19 protein-coding genes and 1 pseudogene are annotated in these 17,932 nt (G+C 63.8%); 12 read left to right on the forward strand and 8 right to left on the reverse strand.

What is annotated here, in order from left to right:
• Window positions 1–9: 9 nt before the first annotated feature.
• Window positions 10–1,722, forward strand: coding sequence for a thiamine pyrophosphate-binding protein (locus AU187_RS14005; protein WP_059098170.1), 1,713 nt, complete (start codon window positions 10–12; stop codon window positions 1,720–1,722).
• Between the two features lie 26 nt (window positions 1,723–1,748).
• The gene (locus AU187_RS14010) at window positions 1,749–3,185 is read left to right on the forward strand and encodes an aldehyde dehydrogenase family protein (protein WP_059098169.1); all 1,437 of its coding nucleotides are present in this window, start codon (window positions 1,749–1,751) and stop codon (window positions 3,183–3,185) included.
• 77 nt (window positions 3,186–3,262) lie between these two features.
• On the opposite strand, the gene AU187_RS14015 is transcribed toward AU187_RS14010, so the two are convergent.
• Window positions 3,263–3,583, reverse strand: coding sequence for a DUF1330 domain-containing protein (locus tag AU187_RS14015; protein ID WP_172800260.1), 321 nt, complete (start codon window positions 3,581–3,583; stop codon window positions 3,263–3,265).
• Between the two features lie 4 nt (window positions 3,584–3,587).
• Between AU187_RS14015 and AU187_RS14020 the strand changes: the two genes are divergently transcribed.
• The gene (locus AU187_RS14020; RefSeq protein WP_059166873.1) at window positions 3,588–4,490 is read left to right on the forward strand and encodes an amidohydrolase family protein; all 903 of its coding nucleotides are present in this window, start codon (window positions 3,588–3,590) and stop codon (window positions 4,488–4,490) included.
• A gap of 136 nt (window positions 4,491–4,626) precedes the next feature.
• Window positions 4,627–5,406 (forward strand): VOC family protein, encoded by a 780-nt coding sequence (locus tag AU187_RS14025; RefSeq protein WP_059098167.1) that lies wholly within the window; start codon window positions 4,627–4,629, stop codon window positions 5,404–5,406.
• Window positions 5,407–5,409: 3 nt separating this feature from the next.
• Here the strand turns inward: AU187_RS14025 and AU187_RS14030 are convergent, their stop codons facing one another.
• A complete protein-coding gene (locus tag AU187_RS14030; protein ID WP_059098166.1) occupies window positions 5,410–5,988 on the reverse strand; it encodes an SDR family oxidoreductase in 579 nt (192 codons plus the stop codon).
• Between the two features lie 106 nt (window positions 5,989–6,094).
• On the reverse strand, window positions 6,095–6,541 hold the full coding sequence (locus AU187_RS14035) for a cupin domain-containing protein (RefSeq protein WP_059098165.1): 447 nt from the start codon (window positions 6,539–6,541) through the stop codon (window positions 6,095–6,097).
• Between the two features lie 80 nt (window positions 6,542–6,621).
• On the opposite strand from AU187_RS14035, the gene AU187_RS14040 reads away from it, so the two are divergent.
• Window positions 6,622–7,047 (forward strand): hypothetical protein, encoded by a 426-nt coding sequence (locus tag AU187_RS14040; protein WP_059098164.1) that lies wholly within the window; start codon window positions 6,622–6,624, stop codon window positions 7,045–7,047.
• Window positions 7,048–7,123: 76 nt separating this feature from the next.
• Here the strand turns inward: AU187_RS14040 and AU187_RS14045 are convergent, their stop codons facing one another.
• Window positions 7,124–7,573 (reverse strand): Hsp20/alpha crystallin family protein, encoded by a 450-nt coding sequence (locus tag AU187_RS14045; RefSeq protein WP_059098163.1) that lies wholly within the window; start codon window positions 7,571–7,573, stop codon window positions 7,124–7,126.
• Between the two features lie 446 nt (window positions 7,574–8,019).
• Between AU187_RS14045 and AU187_RS14050 the strand changes: the two genes are divergently transcribed.
• Window positions 8,020–8,715 carry a GAF and ANTAR domain-containing protein gene (locus AU187_RS14050; protein ID WP_059166874.1) on the forward strand — a complete coding sequence of 232 codons (696 nt, stop codon included), beginning with the start codon at window positions 8,020–8,022 and terminating at the stop codon, window positions 8,713–8,715.
• 16 nt (window positions 8,716–8,731) lie between these two features.
• On the opposite strand, the gene AU187_RS14055 is transcribed toward AU187_RS14050, so the two are convergent.
• From AU187_RS14055 to AU187_RS14065, 3 genes are all read right to left on the reverse strand, one after another.
• Window positions 8,732–9,358 (reverse strand): hypothetical protein, encoded by a 627-nt coding sequence (locus AU187_RS14055; RefSeq protein WP_059098161.1) that lies wholly within the window; start codon window positions 9,356–9,358, stop codon window positions 8,732–8,734.
• Between the two features lie 81 nt (window positions 9,359–9,439).
• Window positions 9,440–10,123, reverse strand: a complete 684-nt coding sequence (locus AU187_RS14060; RefSeq protein ID WP_059098160.1) for an MspA family porin — start codon at window positions 10,121–10,123, stop codon at window positions 9,440–9,442.
• Window positions 10,124–10,308: 185 nt separating this feature from the next.
• Window positions 10,309–10,983: an MspA family porin gene (locus AU187_RS14065; protein WP_059098159.1), complete on the reverse strand. Its 675-nt coding sequence runs from the start codon at window positions 10,981–10,983 to the stop codon at window positions 10,309–10,311.
• A gap of 368 nt (window positions 10,984–11,351) precedes the next feature.
• Between AU187_RS14065 and AU187_RS26215 the strand changes: the two genes are divergently transcribed.
• Window positions 11,352–11,912, forward strand: coding sequence for an Rv2240c family protein (locus AU187_RS26215; protein ID WP_502687765.1), 561 nt, complete (start codon window positions 11,352–11,354; stop codon window positions 11,910–11,912).
• A 242-nt stretch (window positions 11,913–12,154) separates the two neighbouring features.
• Window positions 12,155–12,472 carry a hypothetical protein gene (locus AU187_RS25675; RefSeq protein ID WP_172800255.1) on the forward strand — a complete coding sequence of 106 codons (318 nt, stop codon included), beginning with the start codon at window positions 12,155–12,157 and terminating at the stop codon, window positions 12,470–12,472.
• A gap of 4 nt (window positions 12,473–12,476) precedes the next feature.
• Here AU187_RS25675 and AU187_RS25080 read toward each other — a convergent pair.
• Window positions 12,477–12,638 (reverse strand): annotated as a pseudogene (locus AU187_RS25080) (helix-turn-helix domain-containing protein); the annotation flags it as partial.
• Between the two features lie 200 nt (window positions 12,639–12,838).
• Here AU187_RS25080 and AU187_RS14080 point away from each other — a divergent pair.
• The 4 genes from AU187_RS14080 (at window position 12,839) to AU187_RS25450 (ending at window position 17,931) form a co-directional block, all read left to right on the forward strand.
• Window positions 12,839–14,032 (forward strand): IS481 family transposase, encoded by a 1,194-nt coding sequence (locus AU187_RS14080; protein ID WP_059098157.1) that lies wholly within the window; start codon window positions 12,839–12,841, stop codon window positions 14,030–14,032.
• Window positions 14,033–14,254: 222 nt separating this feature from the next.
• Entirely contained in the window at window positions 14,255–15,364 is a 1,110-nt protein-coding gene (locus AU187_RS14085) for a tyrosine-type recombinase/integrase (protein WP_059098156.1), read from the forward strand.
• Window positions 15,365–15,488: 124 nt separating this feature from the next.
• On the forward strand, window positions 15,489–15,812 hold the full coding sequence (locus AU187_RS25085; RefSeq protein WP_082683856.1) for a helix-turn-helix domain-containing protein: 324 nt from the start codon (window positions 15,489–15,491) through the stop codon (window positions 15,810–15,812).
• Between the two features lie 799 nt (window positions 15,813–16,611).
• Entirely contained in the window at window positions 16,612–17,931 is a 1,320-nt protein-coding gene (locus AU187_RS25450) for a hypothetical protein (protein WP_156442356.1), read from the forward strand.
• Window position 17,932 lies beyond the last annotated feature (1 nt).

Below are 17,932 nucleotides of genomic sequence, written 5' to 3' on the forward strand. Positions count from 1 at the left end.
GAGTTTCACGTGGGCCTACCCGTATACAAGCGCATTCTGGACCTCTTCGAGGCCGAGGGTGTCAACACGCTGTTCGGCATCCCGGATCCCAACTTCGTGCACATGTTCTCCGAGGCCGAAGCGCGGGGCTGGTCGGTCGTGGCGCCGCACCACGAGCTGAGCGCCGGCTTCATGGCCGAGGCGGCGTCGCGGATGACGGGCAAGCCCGGTCTGTGCATCGGAACGCTGGGACCCGGTGTGGCCAACATCGCCGGAGCCATGATGTGCGCTCTGGTGGAGAACTCGCCGGTGATCTTCCTGGGCGGACAGCGGGCGCGCATCACCGAGCGCCGGGTGCGCCGCGGCCGGATCCAGTTCGTGCAACAGGAGGGCTTGTTCGCGCCGTCCGTGAAGTACAGCAGCTCCATCGAGTACGCCGATCAGACCGACGAGATCATCCACGAGGCGATCCGCCGGGCGATGTCAGGCACGCCGGGCCCGTCCTACGTCGAGTTCCCGTCGCACGTCATCCTCGAAGAGCTCGACCTTCCGGAAGTCTTGCCGCCGAACAGGTATCGCCTCGTCAATCAGGGCGCGGGGGAGCGTGAGGTCGCCGAGGCCGCCAGGCTGATCCGCGAGGCCGAGAGCCCGATCCTGCTGGTCGGTCACGGCGTGCACACCTCCCGCACGCAGCAGGAGGTCAAGGAGCTGGCTGAGCTGATGGCCTGCCCCGTGATCCAGACGTCCGGTGGCACGTCGTTCATCCCGGGACTGGCCGAGCGCACGTTCCCCTACTTGTTCTCCCCGGCCGCCAACGAGGCGGTCGAGGGTTCCGATCTGTGCGTCGCGCTGGGTACCGAACTCGGCGAGCCGATGCACTACGGCCGGACCCAGCATTGGGCCGGCAACGATGCCAACCGCAAGTGGGTGTACGTCGAGCAGGACCCGACCGCCATCGGCGTGAACCGGCCCGTCGACGTGGCGCTCGTCGGTGACCTGCGCGGCGTGGTGCCTCAGCTCGTCGAGGCGTTGCGCGATACCCCGCGCGCACCGTCGGCCAACCTCGAAGCCCTGATCAAGTCGGACGCCGCCGAGCTGGCGCGGGTGGCGGAGGAGGCGCCGACCGGACGCACCCCGGTGCACCCGGCGCGCTACGTCGTCGAGGCGACCAAGGCGTTCGCCGAACTCTCCGACGGCATCATGGTGCGCGATGGCGGCGCGACCGTGATCTTCCAGTGGACCTACTCGCAGTCCAAGCCGCGCGACGTGATCTGGAACCAGAATTTCGGCCACCTCGGCACCGGCCTGCCGTACGCCGTCGGCGCCTCGGTCGCCGAGGGCGGCAAGCGTCCGGTCATGTTGCTGACCAGTGACTCGGCGTTCCTGTTCCACATCGCGGAGCTGGAGACCGCGGCGCGGCAGAACTTGCCGCTGGTGTGCGTGGTCGGCGTCGACCACCAGTGGGGGCTCGAGGTGGGGGTGTACAAGCGCACGTTCGAACAGCCGTCTCCTCAGCCCGGCGTGCACTGGAGCAAGGACGTCCGGATGGACAAGATCGCCGAGGGCTTCGGTTGCCACGGCGAGTACGTCGAGAAGGAGGAGGAGATCGGCCCGGCGATCGCCCGTGCCTACGCCAGCGGCAAAGTCGGTGTGGTGCATGTGTGCATCGACCCGACGGCGAACTCCGAGGAGATGCCCAAATACGACCGATTCCGCACCTGGTATGCAGAAGGCACCCAGTAGCGCGGAAAGTAGGGAAGGCTCAAGCCATGCGCGAATATCTGAAGTTCTACATCGACGGTCAATGGGTCGACCCGGTTCGGCCCAACACCCTCGAGGTCGACAACCCGACCACGGAAAAAGTGTCCGGCAAGATCGCGATCGGTTCCTCGGCCGACGTCGACGTGGCGGTGCAGGCGGCGCGCCGCGCGTTCGGGACGTGGTCGCAGACCAGCCGTGAGGAACGCCTCGACGTGCTGCAGGCGATCATGGGCGAGTACCAGAAGCGGGCAGCCGACCTCGCCGACGCGGTCAACGAGGAGATGGGTGCACCGGCCTCATTGGCGGCCGGGCCTCAGGTCAACCTCGGACTCGGCCACCTGGCCACCGCGATCGATGCGCTGAAGAACTTCGAGTTCGAGGAGCAGCACGGCGCCACGCTGGTGGTCAAGGAACCGATCGGTGTCTGCGGCCTGATCACGCCCTGGAACTGGCCGATCAACCAGATCGCGTGCAAGGTCTTCCCGGCGCTGGCCACCGGCTGCACGATGGTGCTCAAGCCATCGGAGGTGGCGCCCTACAGCGCGCAGATCTTCACCGAGATCATCGACGCGGCAGGCGTTCCCGCGGGCGTGTACAACCTGGTCTACGGCGACGGTCCGGGTGTGGGCGCGGCGCTGTCGAGCCACCCCGACATCGACATGGTGTCGTTCACCGGGTCGACTAGAGCAGGTGTCGACGTCGCGAAGAACGCCGCGCTGACGGTGAAGCGGGTGACGCAGGAACTCGGCGGCAAGAGCCCGAACATCGTGCTCGACGACGACGACTTCGCCAAGAGCGTGACCGCGGGCGTCTCGGTGATGATGATGAACAGCGGCCAGAGCTGTAACGCGCCGTCACGGATGCTGGTGCCGAACTCCCGCATGGAGGAGGCGATGGCGATCGCCCGCGAGGTCGCGAGTGCGGTGAAGGTCGGCGACCCGGACGACAAGACCGCGATCGGGCCGGTCGCGTCCAAGGCGCAGTTCGACAAGATCCAGGGGCTGATCCAGAAGGGCATCGACGAGGGCGCCACCGTCGTCGTCGGCGGCTGCGGACGCCCCGACGGGCTGGAGAACGGCTACTACGTCAAGCCGACGGTGTTCGCCAACGTCACCAACGACATGACGATCGCCCGCGAGGAGATCTTCGGCCCGGTGCTGTGCATCCTCGGCTACGACGACCTGGACCAAGCGGTCGAGATCGCCAACGACACGGAATACGGTCTGGCCGGCTATGTTTCGGGCGCCGACCTGGAGAAGGCTCGTACGGTGGCGCGCCGGATCCGCGCCGGGTCGGTGGCGATCAACCACGGGTTCGACATGAACGCGCCGTTCGGCGGCTACAAGCGCAGCGGCAACGGGCGCGAGTGGGGCCACTTCGGGTTCGACGAGTTCCTGGAAGTCAAGGCCGCATTGGGTTACGCGCCGGAGGCGGCGGCCGGATAAGACGCGGTCCTTCGCCGATTGTGCGGTCTGCGACGGATTTCGGCCTATTTCCGTCGCCAGCTGCACATTCGGCGTGGTTACGGTTTGAGCAGCGGCCGCAGATCGTCCAGGCGATCGAACAGGTGCCAGACGTACGACGACGACCCGTCCTCGCGATGCGGGTGCAGGTCCGCCAGGTCGGGATCGTCGCGGTAGCTGTCGAAGGCGTCCTTTGAGTCCCATTCGACGAGGATCAGCACCTTGCGCGGTTCGATGTCACCCACGACCGCCTCCCGGAACTGTCCGAGGGCGACGACGCGACCGCCGTGCTTGGCAACCTCCTGTGGTGAGCGCTTCGAGTAGGCGAGGTACTCGTCGCGATCGGCGATGTCGAAGAGGTTCAGCGCATATATCGTCACGTAGGTGACGGTACGCGGCCAGAAGTACGAATACGGCGTCGATTTCGACCGCATCGCAGCGATCGACATCCACACCCACGTCGAGATCGACGGCCACGGCCACAAGGCCTACGTCGACGACCTCGTCGAAGCGACGGAGAAGTACTTCAAGATGCCGCCGGGCGCGATGGCCGGCGTCGATGCGATCGCCGACCTGTATCGCCGGCACAACACCGCCGCGGTGGTGTTCACCATCGACGCGCGAACCGCGATGCGCCATGCCCCGAACTCGATCGAGGACCTCGTCGCTGGTGCGGCGCGCAACAACGATGTGCTGATCCCGTTCGGCAGCGTCGACCCGTGGCACGAGCGCCGGGCGGTGCACCGCGTACACGAGCTGGTCCGCGACTACGGGGTGAAGGGCTTCAAGTTTCATCCGAGCATGCAGGCGTTCGAGCCAAACGACCGTCGCTTCTATCCGATCTACGAGGCGATCACCGAAGCCGGTGTGCCCGCGCTGTTCCACACCGGCCAGACCGGGATGGGCTCGGGGCTGCCCGGCGGGCACCGCATCAAGCTGCGCTACTCCGACCCGATGCTGCTCGACGACGTCGCCGCCGACTTCTCGGAGTTGACGATCGTGATGGCCCACCCCGCGGTGCCGTGGGTGGACTCGCAGATCGCGATCGCCACGCACAAGGCCAACGTGTACATCGATCTGTCCGGCTGGAGCCCGAAGTACTTCCCGCCGCAGCTGGTGCGGGCGATGAGCAGGCAACTGCGCACGAAGGTGTTGTTCGGCCCCGACTTTCCGTACATCCGAATCGATCGGTGGCGCCGCGACTTCGACACCCTCGACATCGACTCGGCGGTGGTGCCGCTGGTCTACAAGGACAATGCGCTGCGGGTACTCGGGGTCACTTCTTGAGCGCGAGAAGACGTGAAGTGCTCAATTCTCGGCACTTTTTCGGGCACTTTGCGTCTGCTCGGGTCAGGCGATGAGTTTTGCAGCCGGCGGTGGTCTGCATCGGTGAACGACCCACCACCGACTGAAGGAGACCGTTGTGCCCGTCCGTAATTCCGCCCCTGTGGGCGCGCCGACCTGGATCGACCTGGCGTCCTCGGACGTCGAGCGTTCGCAGGCTTTCTACACCGCGGTGTTCGGCTGGACATTCGAGTCGGCGGGCCCCGAATACGGCGGCTACATCAACGCGTCCAAAGACGGCAGGCCGGTCGCCGGCATGATGGCCAACGACCCGCAATGGAACAGCCCGGACGGTTGGAGCACCTACTTCCACACCACCGACGTCAAGGCGACGCTCGACAAGGCGATGGCCGCCGGCGCCATCACGTGCGGGGCGCCCGCCGAGCCGATGGAGGTCAAGGACAAGGGCTGGATGGGCATGTTGTCCGACCCCAGCGGCGCGTTCTTCGGGCTGTGGCAGCCGACCGGGCACCTTGGCTTCGAGCTGGTCAACGAGCACGGCGCACCCGTCTACTTCCAGTGGACCGGCCGTGACTACGCCAAGTCGCAGCAGTTCTACCGCGACGTGTTCGGCTGGCAGATCGAGACGGTGTCCGACACCGACGAATTCCGCTACAGCACAGCCGTCTTCGGCGGTGAAGCGTTGCTCGGCCTGATGGACGGCACCGCCTTCCTGTGCGAGGGCGAGCCGTCGAACTGGAACTTCTTCCTGGGCACCGATGACGTCGACAAGACCGTGCAGTTGGTGCTCGACAACGGCGGCAGCGTGATCCGCGACGCCGAGGACACCCCCTACGGCCGGTTGGCCGCGGTCACGGATTCGACGGGCGCCGCGTTCAACCTGTCGTCGCTTCAGTGACCGTCAGGCGGTCATGAGATAGTCGGCCCTGCCCACGAACACGATGCTTGCGGGGTTCGGGGTGGTGGCCGCGTCGACGACGGCGTCGGCGAAGGTCATATGGCTCATGTCGCCCGACACCACGGTGAGCTGCACGCCGGCCCGGCGGAACTCTGAACGCCTTGTGAGCAAGGCGGTTTCGCCGGCCCGCATGCTCGCAGCGACGGCCGTATAACCCTTGGGAACCGCCTTGTCGGGGAAGAAGTGGGCCTGATGGCTGGTGACGAAGACAATCCGTCCGCCAACCGGCATCAGCGGCAGCGCCGCCAGGGCCAGTCGCCGTTGTGCATCACGGTTGAGGCGCATCGCGCAAGCGGGGTCGGCGCCCGTGTCCAGCGCATCCGACGAGTTGAGGATCAAGGTGTCCAACCGGCCGAAGCGTTCCGCGACCGCCTCGATCACCTCCGCGGACTCGAACTCATCGGAGATGTCGCGGGTCACGACGACGTGGGTGTCGGCGCTGCCGAGCTGCCGCGCGACCCGCGCGCCGAGGCCCCTCGAGCCGCCGGTGACCAGGACGATCCGTTCGGGTTCGTGATCCATGTCGGGCTCCTTCCGTCGCTGCCGCGCACGCGTGGACCCACCGTACACCCATTTCTAAGAAAAATAAGGCTTATATAAGGTCACAATAAGGTAGCGCTCGGCGTGCTCAGCCGCTGGGAGCGGCCAGGGCGAAGTCGGCGAAATCGAAGCCCGGCACCACTACGCAGCTGACCAGGCTCGGCTCGTCGTCGCGGGGGCGGGCGCGCTGCCAGTGCCCCGGCGGCACGACGAACTGCGGTTGCTCACCGGCCACGATGTCGGCGCCGAGCAGATGTGTTGCCGCACTCTGTTGCTCGACGCCGACCTCCAACAGCAACGGGCTTCCCGAGTGGTAGAGCCACAGTTCGGCGCTGCGCACCGTGTGCCAGGCCGATTGCTGGCCCGGCATGAGCAGGAACAGGATCGCGGTGCCCGCGTTGCGCGGACCGGTGTAGTCCGGCGGAAGCGCGGATTGCGGCACGGTCAGGTCGCTGCGCCAGGTCTCTTTGAACCAGCCGCCCTCCGGGTGGGGGGCCAGGTCGAGGCGGCGTGCCCAGTCCGGAAGATCGGTCATCCCCAGTACCTGCCTTTTCGCGGTCGGACACTCCACAGTAGAGATCGGATCGCCCCTGACACACCCGATAGGCTCGAGGGATGTCGCGCCTGCGTCCCGGATGGCTGGTCGCGCTGTGTGGGGCGATCGTATCGGTGAGCGCATGGCTACCGTGGTTGACCTCGAACGGCGCGCGCATCAGCGCGATCGGTGGGGTCGTCGGCGAGCTGCCCGGGCCGGCACCCGGTTTCGGCGTCGGACAGCTCATCGCGCTGCTGGCCTCGATGCTGATCGTCGCCGGCGCCATGTCGGCGCGTGGGTTCTCGGCTCGGCTGGCATCGACTGCAGCGCTGTCGATTTCGGTCCTGCTGGTGGTGCTGACGGTGTGGTATTACCGGCTCTACGTGTATCCGCCGGTCTCTGCGGGCTACGGCCTCTACCTCGGCGTGGCCGTCGCGGCTGTCGCGGCGTTCCTCTCGGTGTGGACGATGGTGAGCACGTGGTCGCCGGTCGCCCGAACCGCGTGACTGGGTTGGCGCCCGGCTGCAGGCATGCCGAAACTGCGGACAGATCGCGACCTGCCCGCAGTTTCGGTGAGGTGGCCTACCCGGCTTCGACGGTCGTGGTCTCGATCGACTTCTGCCCGCCGCCATGGGCGACGTCGATCTTGCGCGGCTTGGCGCGTTCGGCCATCGGGATGGTCACGCTCAGCACACCGTTCTCATAGGTCGCCGAGATGGCCGATGCGTCAATGCCTTCGCCGAGGGACAGTTGCCTGCGGTAGGTGCCGAAGAACCTCTCGTTGGCCAGCCACTGCACGCCCTCGTCGGACCGTGCCGTGCGATGCGCGGAGATGGTCAGCGTTCCGTTGTCGACGCTGACATCCACCGAGCCGGGGTCGATACCGGGCAGATCGGCGGTCAACAGGTAATGGTCGTCGATCTTGCAGAGATCCATCGGCATGAACCGGGGCGAACGATTTGATCCGGTCTGGTTGGTCAGCAGGCCCCGGGTCAGAGCATCTAGTTCACTGAACGGATCAAAGCGAAGCACAGCAATTCACCTCCTATGTCATCCAGAGCCCGCCACCCTGGCGGGCAGCCAAATCACTGTGCACCTGCGAGTTTAGCACTCGGCATCGGAGAGTGCCAGATTTTTTGCCCAAGTTTTTCGTCCCTCGGGGCTGCGCGCGCGCCGGAGCCGCAGTGCCGGTGTCACCCGAGGTTGCAGCTCACCCCCGACACGTCCACGGCAGATGCTCAGATCGAATCCGTTGTGACAGCGGAAGGTTCAGGTCGAATCGTCGGCGATCCTCGTGACGCCGAGAACCGGGCAGTGGGGCTGGCGCCGTAGGGCGGCCCCGCCGGCTCCTGTCTGAACCGACGAGACCTCAGCACGGGTAACGGTCGACCGTCACACATGCTTGGGTAGGACGTGCCCACTGCCCAAAACGGCAAACATTCGTGTAGGGCAGGACGGGGAAGGGAAGACTTCAACATATGGTGCAGCCCCGAACCCACGAACTGGCCGAGCGGATGGCCGAGTTGGCGCGGGCCTCTGCTCCGCCGCGCACCGTGGACCAGGTGCTGGAGGACGTCACCGCGACGGCGAAAGAACTGATCCCGGGTGCGGACACAGTCGGCGTGCTGCTCGTCGCCCGCGGAGGCAAGTTCGAATCGCTCGCGGGCACCTCGGATTTGCCTCACGAGCTCGACGAACTCCAGATGCAGTTCGGTGAGGGGCCGTGCGTGCAGGCGGCCCTCAACGAGTCGATCCTGCGCACCGACGACTTCCGATCCGAAGAGCGCTGGCCGCGATACGCCGCCGCCGCGGTCGAGCGCAACATATTCAGTGGTCTGTCGGTCAAGCTCTACACGGCCGAGCGCACCGCCGGGGCGCTCAACATGTTCAGCACCAAGCCACGCGCCTTCGACGCCGACGACGAGACGATCGGCGCGATCCTCGCCGCGCATGCCGCCGCCGCGTTACTGGCCAGCCGGGAAGGGGAGCAGCTCAAGTCCGCGATGTCCACGCGGGATCGCATCGGTCAGGCCAAGGGCATCATCATGGAACGCTACGGCGTCGACGAGATGCGGGCGTTCGAGATGCTCAAGCAGCTCTCGCAGGACAGCAACGTCAAACTGGCCGACATCGCTCAGCGCGTCATCGATACCCGTCACGGCGCCGAGCAATAGGCCACCGCCGGTAGCGCTACGGCAGCGGGGGAGGCGGCGCCGGCGGTACCGCTTCATGCGGCACTGGTGGCCCCTGAGGCCCCGAAAGCGTAAGCCCCGGCGGAATATTGGTCCCGGGAGGTGGCGCCGTACCCGGCAGCGGCGCACCCAGCTGATCCTGTGGCATCTGGCCCAGCAGACTGCCCTTCAGATAGCCGCCCTGGTAGAGGTGCCAGAGCCGCCTCATGTAGTCGAAGTCGGAGATGTTCGCATTCTCGGCGCCCGGCGCCACGTCGAACATCGTCCCCTCTCCGGGCGCGGAGGGCTCCATGTACTGCGGCAGCAAGTAGGCGTTGTTGGGAAAGCGAAGGTTCGGCGGTGTGGCGGGCGGTCCTCCCGGCGCCGAGGGCAGCGGATTCTGGCCGAGCAGATATTGGCTCGGGTCGGCGGGTAACGCGGGCATGAGGGAGCCGTTCTGCGCCAACGGCATGCCAACCATGGGGGCCAGCGGGCCGGGAGGCGCGGGCGGCGGTGCGGGAACCGCCGGACCGACGGGTGGTGCGGGGGGAGGCTCCGCGCCGGCAGTCGCCGGGGAAGCGACCGCCGCCGCGGCGAGCGCGCCGGCTACCGCGATGCTCGCGACCACGTCTCTGGTCACGGTCATACGAGCGTGGATACTCACGGCTGACGTCTCCTTTTGTTCGAATGGCTGCATGCCACCCACGATCTCGACTGGATACTGATCTCAGACGGCCTTCGTGACCCCGTAGTAAGCGACGATGTCGTCGGTGTCCGTGGTCGAACTCGTCAATACCGCGAACGAGCGCAGGAACGACTGACCGACGCAGCCGTCGATCGTGACGTGGACGTCCTTGAGGGTGACGCGCGTAGTTGTGCCGCTGAATTCCTTTTCGACCACCTCAACGTCTTCCACCTCGCCGGGCAGGAGCACAACCTCTATCGAGCCGCCGATGTCGAGGCCGACCTCAGGTTCTTCCTGGAAAATATCCGGTGTGGGAAAGAAGTCGATCCCGCCTAGGCCGATGCCGCCACCCAACGTGACCTTGTCCAGGTTGATGCCGCAGCCGATCTGATACCCGACGACCATCTTTCCGCCGTCCAGCTCCGTGCCACCAGAACCGTCTATCTTCCCGGTGAACGTGCCGGCCGCTAGGTATTCGCGGGACGACGTCGCGGTCGTCAGTGGCGCCACCGGCAGCTGGGTCTCGTTCTGCGCGGTTACCGTCAAGGTCCAGCCGTCAGGGGTCGTCACGACGGCCGGGGGACTGGACGCGACGGCCCCGGTGTCCGGCGGCGGCTGCCCCGCCGGCCCGGGCGGCGGCGGCAGGGGTTGCGCCCCGGCAAGCGGCGCCGCCCCCATCGGGGACAGCATGCAAATGGCAGCCAGGATGGCAAAACGATGAAACATGGTGTGTTGTGGGCCTCTCGATTGAAGTATCACGGCAGCTTTCCTGTGGGATCTTGGGGCCTCGGTGGCCAATCGGTTCACTGGCAGAAGACAATTCGTGCGCTCACGCCTCGGCCGCTACTGGCGCGCGGCGCGCTCACCTTGACGCGTCGTCACCCATGACGAAGCGCTGTGAATCGCCGGCATCAAACGACCTTGGTGACACCGAGGTACGTGATGACATCCTCGGTGTCTTCGGTCGAGACAGACAGCGTCGCGAACGACCGTATGAACGACTGTCCAGCGCATCGGTCGAACTTGACGCGCAAACCGGTAATGGTGACTCGTGTTTCGGTGCCTTCGAACTCCTTCTCGGCGACGTCAACGACGGTCACTTCACCCGGGAGAAGGTCTATGGCTCCGCCGAGGCCGATCTCGGCGTCAATGGCTGGCACCGGTAGGGCGACGCCAATTGCGCCCTCGGGCTCGATTCCAATTTCATCCGCCAAGATCCCGCAGCCGATCTGATACCCGGCCACCAACGTCCCGCCCTTCAGTTCGGTCGCTCCAGAGCCTGTGACCTTCCCGACGAACGTGCCGCCGACCAGATACTCACGCGACGACACTGCGGTCGTCAGCGGCGCGACGGGGAGTTGGGTTTCGTCACGGGCAGATACCTCGACATGCCAGCCGTCGGGTGTATCCAAGGTTCCCGTGGGCCCGGACGGTACCGCGCCACCCGGCGGCGGGGGTGGTACGGGATTGGCGACCGGCTGTACCCGGGGATCCGGCGGCGGCGCCGGTTGCGCCGAAGCGTACGGCGTCGTGCCGACCGCGATCAGCGTGCAGGCGGCAGTCAGGACAGCAAAGCGATTCACCATGGTGGGTTGAGCCTCTCGTCATCGGCATCCGTGGAGATGTCGCGGGGAATCATTCAGGCGCCCGGTATCCAAGCGGTGAACGGACGGCCAACACTTCTTACCGGGTTCTCATCTAGCTGGCGGCTCGGCTCCCCACAACGCTGTGGTCGTCACCCGACAGGCTTCTGATGCACCAATTTAGTTACCGCTCAACATCTTCGGAATCCAATGGCCGCCTTGTAGGCATCCGGTGTTCGGCGTCCGTTCACGATCCCGTCATGCGTCGAGCCGACGATCACACGCGCCAAGGACTTTGCGAACCTGACCGTGAAAGCCCGATGTTGACGCGGCCTTCCGGACCTCAGGCCCTACCAGACTCGGAGGACTGCATGACGGCATCACATGTCGGTGGGCGAACGCTGGCTGGATCACTCATCGCGTTTGGCCTCACGCTGAGCGGCGCGACGATTGCATCCGCACAACCCGAACCGCCGGCTCCGGAGCCGGCGCCAAGGCCAGCACCTGTCGTTGCGCCTGGCGGAGAGGGCGCCGCGGTACCGGCGAACGCGGCCTGCCGGCAGTGGGCCGGGGCCCTGCAGTTCTCCTCCAAGTATTACAACGATTTCGCTTACTCGATCGCCGGTGACGGTGCACAGGTGGACTACCGGGATCCGGCAGTCCGCGGCGATAATGTGGACGGTCGAACTGCTCTGCGGAAAGCAGCCGGTGAGGCGTTGAGCGCGTCGTCGACGCCTGGTCTGCAGCCGGAGATCGCGGATCCGATGCGATCGTGGTCATTGCACGCCGCGAAGCTGGTGGTGATCATGGGAGTTCGCGGCAACGGCGACACCCTGAATAATGCGGCAACCGAGCTCAATAAGGAGGCCCAGAATACTCAGATGGCCTGCGCGAACGCCGGCGCCCTGCCGGTGATCCGCAACCACTCGTGATACCCGCCCCGCGACAGTATCGCCACGAAGTGGCGCCTGTACCGGCACGGTGGCGGATCGCCCAACTCCCTACAGCCGCAACCGAAATGACGCGAGGCGCTGCCGCACATCCCTTCGGTCAGCGTACTTGTTAGCGCGGGTGCCAGGCGCTGCTCTACGCGATGCAATTTGTGATATGTGCGAATCTCTCTGTCCGTCATAGGCTTTCCACTAAGATCATCAGCACAGAAAGGATGCGCGAAATGGCGATTGCCGATTTTCCGGTGCGTCGGTTGATTCTCGCGGGCGGCGTTGCCGCTGCGATTGCCATCACCCCGATGGTTGCCGCGTTTTCCGGTCCCGATCCCCTCACGACCGCGGCCTGCCCGTCCGGTGAACATGTGGACGCGTTCACCTCAGCCTGCGTTCCGTTCCTCACACCGTCGGTTGGCGGGCCCAATGGCGGGCAACAATTGCCCCAGTGCACCGGTGTCAGCGGAAGCGCAGGCTGCGTTGAACAGGACATCCTCGACACGCCCGGATTCGAGTCCGGCGGAGCCACCGGCACGACGGTGCCCTGAGGGCCAGCAGCCCATCGAGGCCCTCGGCCTCATAACGGGCCAACCAGGAGTGCAGCGTCTGCCGCGACACCCCAACCTTCCGCGCCACGTGCGAGATCGACAAACCATCGCTGATCACGGCCAACACGGCCTGATACCGCTGCTCGGCCACGCTTAACTCCCTCATCTAGGGAGTGTCAAGGATCAGCCGAAGCAACTGTCAACCATCAGCCGAAACACTGTCAGCCATCACCCGAAGCCGAAATGTCAAGCCTCAACCGCACTAATACAGGGAAATGAGTGCCCCCGGCAGTGTCTGGTTTCACGACATAGTTGGCAGGTGTCTCGGGACATAGTTGGCATCTCAGCTGTCGTGGGAGGCCGGCCATGTCAAAGGCGCAGCTCGTCATCACCGCCGTCGTAGTGCAGGGACGCAGCAAAAGCGAAGTCGCCCGCGACTACGACGTCTCGCGCACCTGGGTCCAGCAACTAGTCAAACGCTACGAGTCCGAAGGCGCCGCGGCGTTCGAACCGCACTCGCGCCGCCCACACCACAGTCCCCAGGCCATCGACGCCACCGTCGAAGACAAGATCATGCGGTTACGCAAAACCCTGGACAAACAGGGCTACGACGCCGGCGCGGCCACCATCGCCGAACACCTCACCCGCGACCCCGCCGTCACCAAAGCGCCTGCAGTATCGACGATCTGGCGCATCCTGACGCGCCGCGGGTTCGTCGCCCCGCAGCCCCAAAAACGGCCCCGCTCGTCGTGGAAACGCTTCTGCGCCGAACAGCCCAACCAGTTATGGCAAGCCGATGTCACCCATTGGCGCCTGGCCGATGACACCGCGGTGGAAATCCTCGACATGCTCGACGACCACTCCCGTGTGGTCCTGGCCAGCACCGCCCGCCCCGTCACCACCGGCGCCGACGTCGTCGACACCGTCACCGCGGCCATCACCCAATGGGGCACACCAGCGGGCGCGCTCACCGACAACGGCGCCATCTTCACCGCCAAACAACGCGGCGCCGGACGCACTGCCCTGGAAATCATGCTCGGTGAACTCGGCATCAAATACAGCCGCTCCCGCCCCTATCACCCCCAGACCTGCGGCAAGGTCGAACGCTTCCACCAAACCCTCAAAAAACACCTACGGGCCCTGCCCCCGGCAGCCACCATCGACGAACTGCAGTACCAGATCGACGATTTCCTCGACTACTACAACACCGTCCGATCCCACCGGGCGCTAGGACGCCGCACACCCCTCGAGGCATTCAACGACCGACCCAAGGCCTTCCCCAGCGGGTACCAGATCCCACCGCACTACCGGGTACGCCACGACAGGATCGACGCCGGCGGGGTCATCACCATCCGCTACAACAGCCGCCTACACCACATCGGTCTGTCCAAACACCTACGCGGCACCAAAGTCACCGTGCTCATCAACGACCGCGACATCCGCGTCCTGCACCGCGACACCGGCCAACTCATCCGCAAACTGACCCTCGACCCCACCCGCGACTACCAACCACGCGGCGTCAAATGCGGAAACTCACCCGAAAACAGGCTCCAGATGTAAATGATGTCTCGGGACATCTGTCAACGATGTCCCGAGACATCACATGAGTGCCCCCGGCAGGATTCGAACCTGACTGAGTATGTCGGGGTGGCTAGTTTGCTGACATGCGAAAATAGTCCTTGAGCTGTGGGTTTCGGTGTTGTCGTTACTCCGGCAGGATGCACCATAGGCGGACATATCCGGCAGGGATGTTGTGCAAGATTTGTGCAAGAATCGGGGGCAATGGCACGACGACGACGAGGATTCGGACGGATACGGCAGGAACGCTCCAAGCGGTGGAGTGCCGCCTACATCGGCCCGGATGGCAGGCTCCACCACGCTCCCCGCACCTACGCCAGCGAGTGTGAGGCCGAAGGCTGGCTAGCGATCGAGCGCCGGAAGATTGATCTTCAAACTTGGGGCGCTGTGGAACGCAGCGACGGCATCACACTGCGGACCTACGCGACACGATGGCTGGAGCAACGCCAGCTCCGCGATCGCACCCGCCTGCACTACGAGGCACTGCTGAACCGATTGATCCTGCCCGAGCTAGGCGACGGCAAAATCGTCACACTCACACCCGCCAAGATCCGCGAGTGGCATAGCGGTCTGGGCAGTGAGCACAAGACCCGCAATGCGCATGCCTACGCGCTGTTGCACGCCATCTGTGCCACGGCGGTGCTGGATGAGGTACTAGACGCGAACCCCTGCCGGATACGGGCAGCCATGCAGACCAAGCGCCGTCGCGAGATCGACATTCTGACACCCGCCGAGGTCGACAAGCTTGCCGCCAAAATGCCGCCTGAGTTGCACGCCAGCGTTTTGCTCGCGGCGTGGTGTGGTCTGCGGTGGGGAGAGACCTCGGAGCTTCGCAGGGGCGACGTGAGCGCCGATTGCGCGGTGCTGCATGTGCATCGGGCGGTCACCTATCGCGGGGGCAAGTTCTATGTCGGGGAGCCGAAAACCTCCGCCGGTATCCGCGATGTTGCGGCGCCCCCGCATATTCGTCCAATCCTCAAGGCGCACTTAAAGAATCACGTCGACAAGGGCAGTGACTCGCTGCTGTTCCCCGGTGAGGATGGCGGGCATATGCGAGACGATCAGTACCGGCTCAATTGGGTGAAGGCACGCGCAGCGATCGGCAAGCCACACCTACGGGTGCACGATTTGAGGCATACCGGCGCGGTACTCGCAGCCCAATCCGGTGCTACCGTAGCGGAACTCATGCACCGGCTAGGACACAGCACGGCGATCATGGCACTCAAGTATCAGCACACCGCCGAGGGCCGGGATGCCGTGATCGCGGAACGGTTGTCAAAGCTAGTGACCGAGGCCACTTTAGCTCATAGCTAACAAAATATGACGCGGCAACGCCTCTACCTGCGCAAAGGGATCATAGAAGCACGTATTTGAGAAGTGTTGCGGTGTGGCAGATTTCGTACTAGGCGACCCGCCCATCCGGCGATAGCTTGCAAGAGTGCGTAAGACGAAACAGAAGCCGCCAGACCCGGACAGCCTCCCGGCATGGCCGTCGCTGGAACAGGCCGCCACCTATCTGAACGTCAGCGAGCGATCGGTGCGCCGACGCATTCAAGACGGTTCGCTGATCGCGGTCCGCGTGGGACCGCGACTCATTCGGGTGGACCGTGCCTCGCTGTTGGCGCTGGCGCGGCCGGCGGGTTGCCGATGTATAACGGCTGCGGCGAGTGGTTCTGCGAGTTTGAACCGGGTCACCGTGCCTATGAGGTCTGCGAAATTGAGCGGTCGCCGCCGTTCCAGTGCCATTGCAACTGGTGTCTGACACGGGCATTGACGTGGCCCACCGGACGTTCGCGAGTGCAGTGCGGTGCTGAGGCTTGCGTGAAGCCTCACAACGCCGAGCGCAGCCGAAATCGAGAGCGTCACGAAAACGTCCTAAGGGTTGAGACGAAACCATTCTTTTATCACAAAAACCTATGCCTAAGGAGAACCATGCGGGCATGCCACAAGGGTCACTGTGATTGGTACGTCAACGGGGAATGCCGGGTGTGTACCCATGAGTGGCAGCGGACATACCGTGCCCGCCGTAAAGCCGCGATGGAATTCGCGAAGCAATTTGAACGCGCAGGCCCCGCCTGATACTGAGCCAAATCGAAAACGACGGAACGCTGCGCGAGGACAAACGTGGCGTGCCCGTTTTTCCGGTGGGCTGCTGACGCAGGCCCTTCCGGCAGGCACCGACCGCGCATGCGTTCGAGCCGAAGACGCTCTGAACTGCACGAATATCAGTGCCCTCAGTCGGACTCGAACCGACACTGGGCGGATTTTAGATCCGACGGTACGTCGGTCAGCAAACCATTCAGCGCATATTTCTCAAACGGTCTGGGTATTCATTCTGTCCCCTAGAGCCGTTGCTATCCAGGAACTTTCAACGATTCGGGCAAACCTGAGCGCGAGCGCTAGCGGCTATCCTCGCAGTTCAGCGGGTGGCCTTCGCAAACAGTTCGGGCGTGCTGGTGGCTGCTGTTGGCCTGCTGTTGGCGCGTGTTTGCTGGGTGTGCCGGCGAGTTGAATCGGCGCGCCATCAACCATGCCTTTGGATGGTCGGCTAGCGTTGACGCGTGTTACCGGCCGACACGTTCTGGCAGCAGCACATAAGCCCCTATGCAGTTATATTCTCCGTCACATTAGGTGTCATAGCACTTTGGCTATTGTGGCGACGGCGCGGAAAGATCAAAGATTGGTCACCTGTTCAGACAGCATTGGATTTTAGTCCCGCCACCCAAAAGTTCCTACTCATGCTCTTTGTTCTCGGCCTCCTTCTATTGGCTTCGTTATGGGCCATCGATCTGGGTGCGTTTGGTTTCAAACTGGGATCGCTTGACTTAGGTAGCGTGCGTTGGTTGCAAGCCGATTGGTTGAATAGCCACGCTTACATACCAAATATCCTTGCTGGTGTTACCGGATTCTGTATCGGCGCGCCATTTGCACTCGTCATACTTGCCAGCTTCACAGCCGAACGCGAACAGCAAGGGGCTCTTGATCGAGTCAATCGATTATCAGCGCTGGCTTGGGATTCATTTCGCTCTCTTGTCAACGAATTCGCTTCAAACGAAAGATACGAACTAATCGTCAACCAGGCGCGCGATATTAAGCAGTATTACGACGAAACTACAGCTGCCATAAATGAATACATGAGATCAGCGAATCAGGTACTTGGAACCTCCGACGATGTCAAGCTCAGCGACAACATGAAACAGGTAAGGGAAATCGAATCGAATTTCCGAATCGCAGTTAACGCGCTCCGACAAAACATCAACTTTTTCGAGACCCGCGACGAGTGGGCGCAGATAGTTGGCGCTTGGCGTGTGCTAGACCAATACGTTCGCTTGCAACGCCTAGAACAGGGTCTTGAATGGTTCGATAAAACACCCGACGCGGGATTTAGAAGATGGGCGAGCCGCGAGACCAACCCGCTGCAAGACCTCTTGGACGCAATAGAGATACGGCTCTACACGCCGAATATGACGCTTAACGTTGACACAATGGCAAATGCCCTCGATACGCTCGCGTGGTATACCCGGTTCGACAATGCTGCTCATCTCGGCGAGTACTTGCTAACCTATGGCAATATCTTTACCTCAGAGCAATCCAGCGTCTATCACACAAGACGTGATGCCGCGCAACTTTTCATTATCGATCTGAAACGCTACATCGGGCTTGTAGAGTTGGAGTATTGGCCGCGCGCTCAAAAGGTGCCAGAGTGCGAGAGTACCGTATACGAACAGACTGCGCATGAGTGGATTGGCTCACTCCAAACACCAGAGGGCAGAAAAAATTTCGAGCGTGTTTTCCTCCAGGTTGTTGCACAACAAAAACGCGAGCGCCGAAAGCGGCGCATTAAACGCGCGCTATGGGGTGTTTCAGGGATTGACGATTGAA

It is taken from the genome of Mycobacterium sp. IS-1556 (assembly GCF_001499985.1).
GTDB lineage: Bacteria > Actinomycetota > Actinomycetes > Mycobacteriales > Mycobacteriaceae > Mycobacterium.

What these genes read in the sequence shown, in the direction of transcription:
- AU187_RS14010 (WP_059098169.1), top strand. Translation starts at nt 1,749, where the DNA reads ATGCGCGAATATCTGAAGTTCTACATCGACGGTCAATGGGTCGACCCG.
- AU187_RS14030 (WP_059098166.1), bottom strand. Translation starts at nt 5,988, where the DNA reads ATGGATCACGAACCCGAACGGATCGTCCTGGTCACCGGCGGCTCGAGG.
- AU187_RS14035 (WP_059098165.1), bottom strand. Translation starts at nt 6,541, where the DNA reads ATGACCGATCTTCCGGACTGGGCACGCCGCCTCGACCTGGCCCCCCAC.
- AU187_RS14040 (WP_059098164.1), top strand. Translation starts at nt 6,622, where the DNA reads ATGTCGCGCCTGCGTCCCGGATGGCTGGTCGCGCTGTGTGGGGCGATC.
- AU187_RS14050 (WP_059166874.1), top strand. Translation starts at nt 8,020, where the DNA reads ATGGTGCAGCCCCGAACCCACGAACTGGCCGAGCGGATGGCCGAGTTG.
- AU187_RS14055 (WP_059098161.1), bottom strand. Translation starts at nt 9,358, where the DNA reads ATGACCGTGACCAGAGACGTGGTCGCGAGCATCGCGGTAGCCGGCGCG.
- AU187_RS14060 (WP_059098160.1), bottom strand. Translation starts at nt 10,123, where the DNA reads ATGTTTCATCGTTTTGCCATCCTGGCTGCCATTTGCATGCTGTCCCCG.
- AU187_RS14065 (WP_059098159.1), bottom strand. Translation starts at nt 10,983, where the DNA reads ATGGTGAATCGCTTTGCTGTCCTGACTGCCGCCTGCACGCTGATCGCG.
- AU187_RS26215 (WP_502687765.1), top strand. Translation starts at nt 11,352, where the DNA reads ATGACGGCATCACATGTCGGTGGGCGAACGCTGGCTGGATCACTCATC.
- AU187_RS25675 (WP_172800255.1), top strand. Translation starts at nt 12,155, where the DNA reads ATGGCGATTGCCGATTTTCCGGTGCGTCGGTTGATTCTCGCGGGCGGC.
- AU187_RS14080 (WP_059098157.1), top strand. Translation starts at nt 12,839, where the DNA reads ATGTCAAAGGCGCAGCTCGTCATCACCGCCGTCGTAGTGCAGGGACGC.
- AU187_RS14085 (WP_059098156.1), top strand. Translation starts at nt 14,255, where the DNA reads ATGGCACGACGACGACGAGGATTCGGACGGATACGGCAGGAACGCTCC.